This window comes from Ammonicoccus luteus (genome assembly GCF_050880385.1).
Classification (GTDB): domain Bacteria; phylum Actinomycetota; class Actinomycetes; order Propionibacteriales; family Propionibacteriaceae; genus Enemella.
Genome location: NZ_JBNZCI010000011.1, coordinates 1 through 13,017, shown reverse-complemented (window position 1 = coordinate 13,017; position 13,017 = coordinate 1). Strand labels below are relative to the sequence as shown.

The following is a 13,017-nucleotide window of genomic DNA, read 5'->3' as shown; positions in this document are numbered from 1 at the left end:
AACCCCCGTTAGTTCGTCAGGGCGTGGCTGGTTGCTCGACCGGCGCGTACGCCCGAAGCCACCGCGCGATCTCCGCGAACGCGCGGTCACGCACCGCAGGTGGCGACAGAAACACGTCGTGGAGTGCGTCCTCGATCCGCACGACGGTCACCACCGGACCGAGCCGGACCGCCCGCTTGGCGATCTGCTCGACGTCGAGCACGACGTCCGCGGCCTTCAGCTGTTCCGACCACTTCCGCGAAAAATCGGACCGTGCGGAGGCGAGGACAAGCACGGGGCACTGGATCGTGAGCCCCTCGGCGATCCGGGCATGGCCCTGCAGAACGGCCTTGAGCCACCCGACTCGGATCAACGCTTCAGCCGCTGACTTGAGGCCCAAGTCATAGTCCCACTCGCCGCCCTCGCTCGCATGGATCGTGCGGCGATAGAAGTCCGCATCCGACGGCGGAATGATCGTGGTCGGCCGTTGACCGCCGAGGGTCTTGATGACCGGTCCCAATGCACGCGCCAGCGGTCCACCCTGGAGATCCAGCCAGGGCGAGTTGAGCACGAGGGTCGTGAAGACGCCGGGTCGTTCGTGCGCATAGAGCGCAGCGATCAGGCCGCCGGTCGAGTGGCCCATGAGCACGAGCTCGTCGTGCTCACTGTTCAACTCGACGACGGCCTGATCGAGCTCCTCGAAGTATTCCGACAGATCGGTCGTGAATCCCCGCAGCTGCCCCTCGACCCAGGACCGGCCATAACGGCGGAGGTCCAAGGCATAGAAGGCATAGCCCCGATCGACCCAGAACTCGGCCACGTGCCGCTGGAAGAAATAGTCGTTCCAACCGTGGACATAGAGAACGGCGCGGCCGGTGTGCGGTCGTTCAACAGATCGCACCAGCACCGCGCCGAATCCGGTTTCGGGGTCACCGCCGAGATTGTCGGACCGACGCTCCAACGGAAGCAGGCATTGCTCGAACCCGACCAGAAGGTCGGGTTGCCACTCGCGTTGGGTCACCAGGGGTCAGCCGGACTTGCGGAGATCCCCGTAATCGTCGTAATCGTCATCGAGGGTCTCGTAGCGCGCTGCGAGATCCGCATATGCGTCCGGGATATCAGAGTGATCCACCTCATCGGTGTGGTCGTCGTCATCGAAGACGGCGGGTTCACCACGCAGTTCGCGTTCGAGCGAGGAGAAATCCGTGTTGATCGAACGGTATTTCAACTCGCGAGCCACCTTGGTCTGCTTCGCCTTTGCACGGCCGCGCCCCATATGGGTCGACCCCCTCGCATGTCAGCTCGCGGTCAAGCCGCGGCACTAATTGGTTAATGTCGTGGGGACAGGTTACCCAATGAACCGTCCGCATCCAAGATGCGTCCGACACCCCGCGGCGTGTTGCCGAGGGCGTTGAACGTGTGGCTGAGGGACGGATGCGGGTCAGCCCTGATGCTCACCCACCATCGTGACCGTGCCGCCGGGAGCGTCCTGGATCTCACCGATGATCCAGGCGTCGATGCTGCGACCCTGCAAGTGGGTCACTGCCTTGTCGGCGTCCTCGGGCGCCACGACGGCCACCATGCCGACGCCCATGTTGAGCGTGGCCTCGATGTCCGGCTGCGAGATCCGACCGACCTCCTGCACCAGGCGGAAGATCGGACTGGGCTGCCAGGTGCCGCGATCGACCGTGGCCGTGAGCGTCTCGGGCAGCACGCGGGCCAAGTTGTTGGCGAGACCGCCGCCGGTGACGTGGCTCATCGCGCGCACCGCGACGGTGTCCGCGAGCTCAAGGCAGTCCTGGGCATAGACACGGGTGGGTTCCAGGAGTTCCTCACCGAGGGTCCTGCCCAGTTCTGCCACATCGCGGTCGAGTGCCCAGCCGGCCTCGTTGAGCAGCACGTGCCGCACCAGCGAATAGCCGTTGGAGTGCAGGCCGGAGGACGCCATCGCGACCAGCCGGTCGCCGGCGCGGACCCGATGGGCTCCGAGGATCCGGTCCTTCTCGACCACCCCCGTCGTGGCACCTGCGATGTCGTATTCGTCGGGACCGAGCAGACCCGGGTGTTCGGCGGTCTCCCCACCGAGCAGTGCGGCGCCGGCCACGACGCAGGCTTCGGCAATCCCGCTCACGATCGCGGCGATCCGCTCAGGGACGACCCGTCCGCACGCGATGTAGTCGGTCACGAACAACGGCTCGGCACCCACCACCACGAGATCGTCGACCAGCATCCCGATGAGGTCGAAACCGATCGTGTCGTGGGAATCCATCGCCTGGGCGATCGCGACCTTGGTGCCGACGCCGTCCGTCGAGGTCGCGAGCACCGGGTGACGATAGGCGGCGAGGGCGGAAGCGTCGAAGAAGCCGGCGAAGCCGCCGAGGCCGCCGAGCACCTCGGGACGCTTGGTCCGGGCAACCGAGGCCTTCATCAGTTCGACCGCTCGGTCACCGGCCTCGATGTCGACGCCGGAGCGGGCATAGGCGCTGAGCGCGGCCTCGCCGGTGGCACTCGCAGGGTCAGTCATCGTCGTCCTCTTCCTCGAGCATGGGCTGCAGCTCCCGCTGCTGGGGCGCGGGCAGACGGATGGGGTATTCACCGTCGAAGCACGCCCGGCACAACTCGTCACTGGGCTTGTGGGTGGTCTGGATCAGACCGGGCAGGGACAGGAAACCGAGGGAATCCGCGCCGATGGCCGCGCGCATCTCGTCGACGCTCATCCCGGGGGCGAGCAACTCCGACCGGGTCGCGAAATCGATGCCATAGAAGCACGGCCACTCGACCGGCGGCGCGGAGATGCGGACGTGCACCTCCCGGGCGCCGGCCTGACGGAGCATGGCGACGACCTGTCGCTGCGTGTTGCCGCGGACGATGGAGTCGTCGACCACGACCAACCGACGGCCGGCGACGACGTCGCGGAGGGGGTTGAGTTTGAGCCGGATGCCGAGCTGGCGGATGGTCTGGCTCGGCTGGATGAACGTACGCCCCACATAGGCATTCCGGACCAAGCCCTGGCCATAGGGGATGCCCGATTGCGCCGCATAACCGATCGCGGCCGGCGTGCCCGATTCAGGGGTGGGAATGACCAGATCCGCCTCGGCCGGGTGCTCGAGGGCCAACAGCTTCCCGATCTTGACCCGGACATTGTGAACGCGGCGACCGTTGAGGAGGGTGTCGGGGCGGGAGAGATAGGCGTACTCGAAAAGACAAGCCTTCGGCTGCGGGGTCGCGAACCGCACCGACCGCACGCCGTGGGCGCCGATGATCACCAGTTCACCGGGCTCGACGTCCCGGACATAGCTGGCGCCGACGATGTCGAGCGCCGCCGTCTCCGACGCGACCACCCAACCGCGGTCCAGACGGCCGATCGACAGCGGCCGCACGCCTTGGGCGTCGCGGGCAGCGAACAGCGTGTCGTTGTCCATGAAGGCGAGACAGAACGCCCCAACCAGCCTGGGCAGCACTTCCAGCGCCGCAGCCTCGGTGTCGAGGTCGCTGAAGGACGCCATCAGCGCGGTGACCAGCGAGGTGTCGTTGGTGGAGTCCATGCGCTCCTTGTGCGGGACATCCGCCCCGTTGGCCCGCTCCGCCAGCCAGGCCTCCAGCTCGTCGGTGTTGGTCAGGTTCCCGTTGTGCCCGAGCGCGATGCCGCCGTCGCGGCTGGACCGGAAGGTGGGCTGGGCGTTGTGCCACACGCTCGCGCCGGTGGTGGCATAGCGCGTGTGCCCGATCGCGAGATGTCCCTGGAGCGAGTTGAGGGTGGCCTCGTCGAAGACCTGGGACACCAGGCCCATGTCCTTGAACACCATGATCTGGCGCCCGCTCGACACCGCGATGCCGGCGGACTCCTGGCCGCGATGCTGCAACGCGTAGAGACCGAAATAGGTCAGCTTGGCGACTTCTTCACCCGGTGCATACACCCCGAAGACACCACAGGCGTCCTGGGGGCCTCGGTCCTGGGGGTCCAGCTCGTGAGTCAGCCGGCCGTCCGGGCGCACCATGGCGACACTTTCTTCTCGGAGCGGGGCACCCGGCCATGCTAGCGCTTTCCCACGGATGGCCCCTGGGCTTGGCCGCGCAGTGAACCGCGTGCGGGGAGCACACCCTCCGGAGGGTGCGCCCGGAGCCGGACACGCCGCGGACCTGCTGCACATCTGCCGTGATGTCACGAATGCCGGCGCGACACTCGTGTCGGGGTCGGCACTTGTGACATCCAGGCGCGAATGCAGAACGGCGTCTGCGTGTCGGCACTCGTCTGCGCGAAGTCCAATGTCCCGAGCGAAGTCCAATGTCCCGAGCGAAGTTCAAGCGTCACCAGTGGTGCTGCGACGACGACGCCATTCCTCCAGCGTCGGCTCGACCGGGACCGTTCGGACCACGATCAACGGACCGCGGTCGCGATAGAGATAGAGCTCTCGGACCCGCTCGTTGAGGTCGTCGATGATCTCGCGCGCTTCCGTCTCGGTGCGCACATCCGCCAGCGTCCGCTGGATCTCCTCGACCTCACGCCGCAGGGCCAGGGCGTTCGGCAGCGGCGGCTTGATCCCCTCGCGTTCGAGCTTGCCCTTGATCCACCAATTCTCGTCGCGTTCGTCGAGGTTGGGGATCGGCTTGCCCGCGCCGGGGAGGTTGTCGAACTCACCCCGCTCGATCGCCTCACGGATCTGCCGGTCGATCCAGCCTTCGAAGACCGGGACCCGATAGCCGCGGGGGCCGCGGCGCTTCGGCCGCTCCGACGGACCGGTCCCTGAGCGACTCTCGGAAGGACCGATCCCTGAGCGCCGCTCCGACGGACCGATCCCTGAGGAGCGCGCAGCGCGTCCCGAAGGGTCGGCCCCTTCCGGGATCGGCGACTCGGGGCTTCGAGACGCGCCTTCGGCGCTCCTCAGCCGGCGTTCCTCTTCGTCACTCATCGGCCAACCGCTGCAGGAACAGGGCCTCCGCCCTGCAGGCCTTCTCGAAATCCCCGAGGTGCAGCGACTCATCGGTCGAGTGCATCCGGGACTCGGGATCCACCACCGCGCTCGCCAGCACCAGCGCGCCGGGATGCAGTTCCTGGAACATCCCCGCCAACGGGATCGACCCGCCCATGCCCATCTCGACGGGCTCGCGCCCCCACGCCTCGGTGAACGCGGAACGCGCCAACTTCGCGTACCTTCCCTCCAACGCCATCGTCGACGCCGGCCCGCTCTCCCCCGGCGTGATCGTCACGTGGGCGCCGAAAGGGATGCGTGCGCGGAGATGATCCGCGACGAGCGCCTGGGCGCGCTCGGGTCTGTCGCCGGGGGCGATGCGGATGCTGAGCTTCGCCCGCGCCCGCGGCAGCAGGGTGTTCGACGCCTTGTCGACCGGCACTGTGTCGATGCCGATCACCGTGATCGCCGGCTGGGTCCACATCCGCGAGACCGCGGACCCGGTGCCGATGAACTCGACACCCGGCAGCATCCCGGATTCGGCGCGCAGGCGGTCCTCGGGATAGTCCAGCGCCGGACCCTCGGCGCGCACCAGCCCCCGGACGGCCACCGTGCCGTCGTCGCCGTGCAGGCCGGCGAGCATCCTGGTGAGCACGAGCAGCGCGTCGGGCACGAGCCCGCCGAACTGACCGGAGTGGAGCCCGTGGTCGAGCGTCGCGACCTCGACATAGAGCTCCGCCATCCCGCGCAGCGTCGTGGTGAACGCGGGCTCGCCCTGGGCCCAGTTGCCGGAGTCGGCGATGACGAAGACGTCGCAGGCCAATTTGTCCCCGTGCCGCTCGAAGATCGCGGGCAACGACGGGGAACCGATCTCCTCCTCGCCCTCGACGAACACCACCACGTTGACCGGCGGCCTGCCGTCAAACGCCCGCAGGGCCGCGAGATGCACGCCGAAGCCGCCCTTGTCGTCCGCGGCACCGCGCCCGAACAGCCGCTCACCGCGCTCGGTCGGCGTGAACGGCCCCGAGGTCCACTGCGCAGGATCGCCGACGGGTTGCACGTCGTGGTGGGCATAGAGGGTGACCGTCGGCGTACCCTCGGGACCATCGAAGCGCCCAATCACCGCCGGTTTCCCACCCTCATTGACCACCTCGACCGCTCCGCCCAGCTCACGCAACCGGTCCGCCACGAACGAGGCGCTCGCCTCCACATCCGCCGCGTGCGCGGGATCGGAACTGATCGACGGGATAGCGACCAGTCGCTCCAGGTCGGCACGGACGGACGGCAGCACGCGGTCGACCGCGGCGAGGACATCACTCATGGGAGCGAGCGTAATAGGCGTCAGCCGGAGTACAGGTCCCCGTAATAGGCGGTGTACTGATTCTCCGGTGTGCCCGCCCCGAACCCGATCCGCACGTCCAGCCGCCCGCTGACCGGGCCGGCAGGCCGTGGAATCACCTCCGCACGGAGCACGCACTCCTCGGGGCCGAGGGATTCCGCCACTCCCAACCGCGGGGGCAGATCGGGGGGCAATTCCACGTCGGCATCGTGATCGACGAACGGGCCGGTCAGCGTTGCCACGCCGGTGCCGGAGCAGATGCGATAAGTCACGAACAGCACGTTCTCACCCACCCGCGTGCCGACAACGGTGACGGCGGGCGGATTGGTCGCGCGGGCGGTTGTGGTTGGGGTGGGTGCTGCGGTGGGCGTGGGGGTACGCGGCGGGCTGGGCGATGCGGCAGCACCCGAGGCCGGATCCGGCCGGGACGTGGCCGTCGGCGCGGGGACTGCTCCCGGCTCGGCGCCGAGGTTCGTCCGGGCGACCATCCAGCCGACGCCACCCAGCACGACGACCATCGCCGCCGCGGCGGCGAACTGGAGCCAGCGGCGCGTCGGCGTGCTCCTCACCCGCCGGAACGCGCTCGCACTGAACTGATCCGGGTGCGCATCCGAGAAACCACGCGGGTCGGCCCGGCCGTCGGCGCGCTCGGCGGAGACGGTGGCGAACACGTCGCGGAGCATTCCGTGCCGGTCGGGCAGGTCGCGGGGTTCCAGGAGGTCGTCCAACTCGTCGCGGTTCATGCCGGTTCACCTCCGCTCAGCAGGGCTGCGATCTCGGTGGTGGCGAGCTTCTTCCTGGCTCGGCTCAGCCGCGACTTGACGGTGCCCAGCGGGATGTTGAGGGCATGCCCGCATTCGGCGAGGTCGAGTTCACCGAACACCACGAGTTCGACCACGGCACGTTGCGGCTCGGGCAACCGACCCAGCACCTCGTTCACGCGGGCCATGCCCGCCTCCTTGGCCGTCCAGGCCGACACGTTGTCGGTGTCGGTCCACGGCTCGTCGGTGACCCTGCGAACCAACCGCAGGCGACGCTGCCGGTTGCGGACGATGTTGAGCACTTCGTTGCGGGCGATCCACAACAACAACGGGAGCGCAGACTCGCGCTCGAGCGGGTCGACGCGACCGTCGCACGCCCGCCGCCACAGGGTCGTGAACGTGCTCTGCGTGACCTCCTCCGCCTGGTTCCAGGAGGACGTCGTCCGGAAGGCGAAGTTGTAGACGGCCTTGCTGTGGCGCAGGAAAAGCGCGGTGAACGCTGCTTCCTGTCCATCGCGCATGGCATCCCACAAGACACGATCCGGGGGGACCAGAGAGGTCCCCCCGGTCGATTCGTGCGGCACAGTCAACCCTTCCGTTCCCACCACGGGTCCGTCCGATTCTGGCACGCGGAGTGGCTCCGGCAACCTTCAGACGCCAGTCTTCGCCAGTCCTCCGCTTGTCTCGCGGGGCTTGGTCGGCTGTCCGGGATCGCGCCGCGGGGGCTGTGGTGCCGCCGTCCAGTCGGGCGCGGTGAAGGTGCCGTTGGCGTACGCATCAGCGCCCAACTCCGTGCCGCGCACGCGCCACTGATAGACGGTGCCGGGGAGCCAACCGCCGGGGGGCGCCGGAATATTGAGGATGAGCATGCCGTCACGATCGGTGTGGGCGATCGTGGTGGTCTCCCGGCCTGCGTCGAGGTTTCGACCGACCTCCGCCTCGACCGTGGCGTCCCGCGTGCCGTAGACGATGAACTTCAGCATCTCGCGAGGGCCGGTTGGCGGGAATCCCTCGACCGTGAACCCCTCCTGTTCGACGATCCTGATCGCGTCGGGTGCCGGCGACGGCTTCGGCGCGCCGGGCCAGTCGGGCATGTTGACCGTGCCGCCGGCGGCGTGCGCCTCGGCGACTGCGTACCAGACATAGCGCCCGTTCGCCTGCCAACCGTTGACATCCGGTGGCACGGTGACGACCGCGCGGCCGTTGGCGTCGGCCGTGGCCGAACCCGCGCCGTCCGGCTGGTGCTGGGTGCTGCGGCCGAGCCCAGCCTCAACCGTGGCACCGGGCTTCGCGCCGGTCACGGTGAACACAACCGGGGCCGTGCGGTTCTCGGGCAAGGCGACCCGTGCCTCGAGCTGCGCCCGGACCGGAGCACCGCCGCCGGGCCAGGTGCCGGTGGTGAAGTGACCGCGGTCGACCGTGCCGCGGTCGACGGCCATGGCCCACCAGCTGTACTGCGTCTCCGCCTCCCACCCATCGGATGGCGCGGGGACGGTGATCGTGGCTCGACCGTTCGCATCGGCCCGGGCGATCAGGCGCGAGGCGGTGCCACCCGGCACCGTGCGTTCGGCGCCGGCCTCGACCCGGTCCCCGGGACGCACGCCCGTGACCGTGATCGTCGCGGTGCCCGTTGCCGAGGTGGGTGCCGTGGCCGTCGCCCGCAGATTGACGTCTGCCGATGTGGACGTCGGGGGTTCCGTGGGCATCGGCTCGGGGGTGGGCGCGGCGACCGCGATCGGCGCGGCCACGGCGATGGCGATGGCCGCGAGGGTCAGTGTGACTGTGGTTCGGAGCGGGCGTTTCATCTCCGTGTCCTTTCGGATGTACCTTCACTCCGTAGTCGCCCGGAGCACCCCGAAAAGGTCCAGTCTGCGGGTCACAAGAGGGTCACGTTTCGGCTCGGGGAGCGGCTCCTCAGCCCGCGTTCGGTCAGGAGTTCATCGCCGCAGGGATCGTCGTCGTCCAAGCGGCCCGGAGCTCGGTCAACGGCACCCTGAAGAGGCCCTTCACCGACAGCGCCGCCGACTCGCCGGCGCTCGTCACGGTGCCGAGACGATTGATCGGCAGCCGGTGCTTCTGGGCGAGCCAGCGCAATGCCCCGACCTGCTCGCCCGGCACGGAGACCAGCACGCGGCCGGTGGATTCACTGAACAGTTGCACGGTCGGGTCTCCGCTCGGCAACTCGATCCGGGCACCGAAGCCCCGGCGCAGCGCCGATTCGACCAGCGCCTGCGCCAGGCCGCCGTCGGCGAGATCGTGAGCCGAGCGGAACAGCCCGTCCCGGGCTCCCTCGATCATCGCCTTGGCGAGCCGCCTCTCATGGCCGAGGTCGACCCTGGGGGGCATGCCCCCGAGGTGACCGTCGTGCAGGACGTCGGCCCACACCGAGCCGGACAGTTCCTCGCGGGTCTCACCGAACAGCCAGATCTCGTCCCCGGGATCGGCGAACGCCATCCGGGTCCGCCTGGTCACATCGTCGATGACGCCGAGGACGCCCACGGTCGGCGTCGGGAGGATGGCCGTCCCACCGGTTTGGTTGTGGAAGGAGACGTTGCCGCCGGTGACCGGCGTACCCAACTCCCGACACCCGTCCACCAGACCCAGGATCGCCTCGACGAACTGCCACATGACGTTCGGGTCCTCCGGGGAGCCGAAGTTGAGGCAGTCGGTGATCGCGACGGGTTCGGCGCCGGTGGTGGCAACGTTGCGGTACGCCTCTGCGAGCGCATGCTGCGCCCCGAGATAGGGATTCAGGAAGCACATGCGGCCGTTGACGTCGGTGGACAGCGCGATGCCGAGGTTGGTCTCGGGGTCGATGCGGAGCATGCCGGCGTTCTCGGGCTGGGCGAGAACGGAGTTGCCGCGGACATAGCGGTCGTATTGATCCGTGACCCACGACTTGTCGCAGAGGTTGGGCGAGCCGACCATCGTCAGCAGGGCCGCCCGCAGGGCCTCCGGCGAGTTGTCCCGCGGCAGCTTGTTGGCCGAGTTCTCGTTCACGGCGTCGATCCACCCGGGCCGGTGATAGGGCCGCTCGTGGACGGGGGCCTCGTGGGCGACGGTCCTGGGGTCGACGTCGACGATGATCTCGCCGTGCCAGTCGATGATCAGCCGGTCGGTGTCGGTGACCTCGCCGATCACGGTCGCCGGGACGTCCCATTTGGCACAGATCTCCATGAACTGGTCGACCTTCGCGGGCTCGACGACCGCCATCATCCGCTCCTGGGACTCGCTCATGAGGATCTCCTCGGGCGAGAGCGTCGAGTCGCGCAGCGGCACCAGGTCGAGCTCGACGTGCATGCCGCCGTCGCCCGCCGATGCCAGTTCGGACGTCGCGCAGGAGATGCCGGCCGCGCCGAGGTCCTGGATGCCGTTGACGAGCTCGGCGCGGAACAGCTCGAGGGTGCACTCGATGAGCAGCTTCTCCATGAACGGATCGCCCACCTGCACGCTCGGCCGCTTGGTGGGCTTGGAGTCGTCGAACGTCTCCGACGCCAGGATCGAGGCACCGCCGATCCCGTCGCCGCCGGTGGCCGCGCCGTACATGATCACCTTGTTCCCCACACCCGATGCGTGCGCCAGGTGGAGGTCCTCGTGCCGCAGCACCCCGACGCAGAGGACGTTGACGAGCGGGTTGCCGAGATAGCTCTTGTCGAACACGACCTCACCACCGATGTTCGGCAACCCCAGGCAGTTGCCATAGCTGCCGATGCCGGAGACGACCCCGGGGAGGACGCGCTTGGTGTCCGCGGCGTCGAGAGGCCCGAACCGCAGCGGATCCATCACGCCGATCGGTCGCGCGCCCATCGCGAGGATGTCGCGCACGATGCCGCCGACACCGGTCGCGGCACCCTGGTGGGGCTCGACGAAGGAGGGGCTGTTGTGGGACTCGACCTTGAAGGTCACCGCATAGCCCTGCCCGATGTCGAGCACGCCGGCGTTCTCGCCGATCCCGGCGAGCATCCTGCCGCGCGGGGTCGCCTGGGCGAGCTCGCCGAACTTGCGCAGGTGCACCTTGGAGGACTTGTAGGAGCAGTGCTCCGACCACATCACCGAATACATCGCCAGTTCGGCCCCGGTGGGGCGTCGGCCCAGGATCTCGCGGATCTGGTCGTACTCGTTCCGCTGCAACCCGAGCTCGGCCCACGGCTGCTCGATCTGCGGGGTTTGCCTGGCATGCTCAACGGTGTCGGCCACCGCGCCAAGTTATCGCGAAACGCTCCTAGCGACGCCGTCGCTCACGCCCACCGGGGGGCCGGGCCGAGCGCCGGACCGAGCCGGTGTGTCAGCGATCGTCGGAGTGCGGCAGCAGGGGCCACTCCCCCGGCTCGTCGCCCGAACCGGACGGGCTCGGCGGCAGCAGGGGCCACTTCGCCGGCTCGTCGCCGGGACCGGACGAGCCCAGCGGGCCGGTCGGTTCACTCGTGTCCTCCCCATCGGGCACCGGGCGTCGCCCGGAAGAGTCTGCGGTCCGCAGTGGGGTCCACCGATCTCGGGCCTTGACTCCGACGATCGTGAAGGCCGTCCCGAGAATTCCGAGCACCCCCGCCCAGATCCCGAAGAACAGCACCCCGAACCATGTGCCCTCATCGTCGAATTGCGCCTTCCACGGCTCACCGGGCGGATATTTCACCGACACGGTGGCCCCGACCGGCTTCGGGTTGCTGGTGCGCATCGACGAGACGCCCGTGGACAGGGCCCCGTCCTCGTCTGCGTACTCCACCACCAACGCATAGGTAACCCTCCGGTCCCCATCGCTGTCCCGTGAGATGTGCCGATCAAGCGCGACGACGGTGCCCGTCGTCTCGATCCAGCCGTCGAACCGCCCCGGGCGCAAGCTCCAAGCCAGGGCGCCGGCGGCCAGCATGGCCAGGACGAGCATGACGATGCCTGCGGTCCGGAATACTCGCACGATCACGAGCATACGAGCACGCCCCAGAGGCCGTGCTCAGCCGATTCGGCAGCCGGTCGGAGTGACGTGGCTCAGCCGACGCGCGCGGTCAGGAACCTTTCGATGCTGCTGAACACCTTCCGGCCATCCGTGCTCGGGCCGGTCAGTTCGTCCACGTTGTGTTCCGGGTGGGGCATGAGACCGACGACGTTGCCGCGATCGTTGGTGATTCCCGCGATGTCGTTGATCGAGCCATTGGGGTTGCCATCGACGTAGCGGAAGACGACCTGGTCCTCCCCCTCGATGCGGGCGATCGTCTCGCGATCGGCCTGATAGTTGCCCTCGCCGTTCTTGAGCACGATCGTGATGACATCACCGGGAGCGCAGCCCGCCGTCCACACCGTGTCGTTGGTCTCCACGCGAAGCTTCTGGTCACGACAGACGAAGGTCTGCGTCGTATTGCGGATCAGGGCACCCGGCAGCAGGTCGGCCTCGCAGAGGACCTGGAACCCGTTGCAGATGCCGAGCAACGGCAGGCCGCGGTCGGCGCGTTTGATGATGTCCGCCATGATCGGCGAGAACCGGGCGATCGCACCGCAGCGGAGATAGTCGCCATAGGAGAAGCCACCGGGCAGGATCACGGCGTCGACGTCGTCGATGGAATCGTTCGCATGCCATAGCGGCACCGGTTGCAGCCCGCACAGCTCGACCGCGCGCAGGGCGTCCGCGTCGTCGAGCGAACCCGGAAAGGTGACGACGCCGATTCTGGCGGTCACTTGTTCTCCGCCTTTTCCGCGACCGCCTGCTCCTCGACATGGACCTCGAAGTTCTCGATCACGGTGTTGGCGAGCAGCGTGTCCGCGGCCTCGCGAACCTGCGCCAGCACGGAGTCGGTGATCTCGCCATCGACCTCGATCTCGAACCGCTTGCCCTGGCGGACCTGCAGTCCGTCGAAGCCCAGGCGAGCCAGCGCGCTGGTCACAGCCTTGCCCTGCGGGTCGAGGATCTCGGGCTTGGGCATCACTTCGACGACGACACGTGCCATGACCGGGATCCTAGTTGTATCCGGCCAAGACGTTGGTAGCAGCGTGGGGTTGTTGACGTGAGGGGAACCTCCGGGTGGGGTGTGGCTTGTCG

General features: G+C 68.4%; 13 protein-coding genes. All 13 read right to left on the bottom strand.

The window, feature by feature from the left end:
* Positions 1–16: 16 nt before the first annotated feature.
* The 13 genes from ACQ260_RS16975 to purS all read right to left on the bottom strand — a co-directional run bounded on the left by ACQ260_RS16975 (position 17) and on the right by purS (position 12,925).
* Complete coding sequence (locus ACQ260_RS16975) at positions 17–1,000, bottom strand: alpha/beta hydrolase (RefSeq protein WP_432560655.1); 984 nt, start codon at positions 998–1,000, stop codon at positions 17–19.
* 6 nt (positions 1,001–1,006) lie between these two features.
* Positions 1,007–1,255, bottom strand: coding sequence for a DUF3073 domain-containing protein (locus ACQ260_RS16970; protein WP_432560654.1), 249 nt, complete (start codon positions 1,253–1,255; stop codon positions 1,007–1,009).
* 165 nt (positions 1,256–1,420) lie between these two features.
* Positions 1,421–2,503 carry a phosphoribosylformylglycinamidine cyclo-ligase gene (purM, locus tag ACQ260_RS16965; RefSeq protein WP_432560653.1) on the bottom strand — a complete coding sequence of 361 codons (1,083 nt, stop codon included), beginning with the start codon at positions 2,501–2,503 and terminating at the stop codon, positions 1,421–1,423.
* Positions 2,496–3,977: an amidophosphoribosyltransferase gene (gene purF / locus ACQ260_RS16960; RefSeq protein ID WP_432560652.1), complete on the bottom strand. Its 1,482-nt coding sequence runs from the start codon at positions 3,975–3,977 to the stop codon at positions 2,496–2,498. Before purF ends, purM begins: the two co-directional genes overlap by 8 nt.
* Positions 3,978–4,280: 303 nt before the next feature.
* A complete protein-coding gene (locus ACQ260_RS16955; RefSeq protein WP_432560651.1) occupies positions 4,281–4,889 on the bottom strand; it encodes a DnaJ family domain-containing protein in 609 nt (202 codons plus the stop codon).
* Positions 4,882–6,210, bottom strand: a complete 1,329-nt coding sequence (locus ACQ260_RS16950; RefSeq protein WP_432560650.1) for a dipeptidase — start codon at positions 6,208–6,210, stop codon at positions 4,882–4,884. The genes ACQ260_RS16955 and ACQ260_RS16950 overlap by 8 nt, the downstream gene beginning before the upstream one ends.
* Before the next feature lie 20 nt (positions 6,211–6,230).
* Positions 6,231–6,971 carry a hypothetical protein gene (locus ACQ260_RS16945; protein ID WP_432560649.1) on the bottom strand — a complete coding sequence of 247 codons (741 nt, stop codon included), beginning with the start codon at positions 6,969–6,971 and terminating at the stop codon, positions 6,231–6,233.
* A complete protein-coding gene (locus ACQ260_RS16940) occupies positions 6,968–7,510 on the bottom strand; it encodes an RNA polymerase sigma factor (RefSeq protein WP_432560648.1) in 543 nt (180 codons plus the stop codon). The genes ACQ260_RS16945 and ACQ260_RS16940 overlap by 4 nt, the downstream gene beginning before the upstream one ends.
* A 129-nt stretch (positions 7,511–7,639) precedes the next feature.
* Positions 7,640–8,794 carry a hypothetical protein gene (locus ACQ260_RS16935; protein WP_432560647.1) on the bottom strand — a complete coding sequence of 385 codons (1,155 nt, stop codon included), beginning with the start codon at positions 8,792–8,794 and terminating at the stop codon, positions 7,640–7,642.
* Positions 8,795–8,918: 124 nt separating this feature from the next.
* Positions 8,919–11,186: a phosphoribosylformylglycinamidine synthase subunit PurL gene (gene purL, locus ACQ260_RS16930; protein ID WP_432560646.1), complete on the bottom strand. Its 2,268-nt coding sequence runs from the start codon at positions 11,184–11,186 to the stop codon at positions 8,919–8,921.
* Positions 11,187–11,274: 88 nt separating this feature from the next.
* Positions 11,275–11,901, bottom strand: coding sequence for a DUF3592 domain-containing protein (locus ACQ260_RS16925; RefSeq protein WP_432560645.1), 627 nt, complete (start codon positions 11,899–11,901; stop codon positions 11,275–11,277).
* Positions 11,902–11,972: 71 nt separating this feature from the next.
* Positions 11,973–12,656, bottom strand: coding sequence for a phosphoribosylformylglycinamidine synthase subunit PurQ (purQ, locus tag ACQ260_RS16920; protein WP_432560644.1), 684 nt, complete (start codon positions 12,654–12,656; stop codon positions 11,973–11,975).
* Entirely contained in the window at positions 12,653–12,925 is a 273-nt protein-coding gene (gene purS / locus ACQ260_RS16915; RefSeq protein WP_432560643.1) for a phosphoribosylformylglycinamidine synthase subunit PurS, read from the bottom strand. The genes purQ and purS overlap by 4 nt, the downstream gene beginning before the upstream one ends.
* Positions 12,926–13,017: the final 92 nt, after the last annotated feature.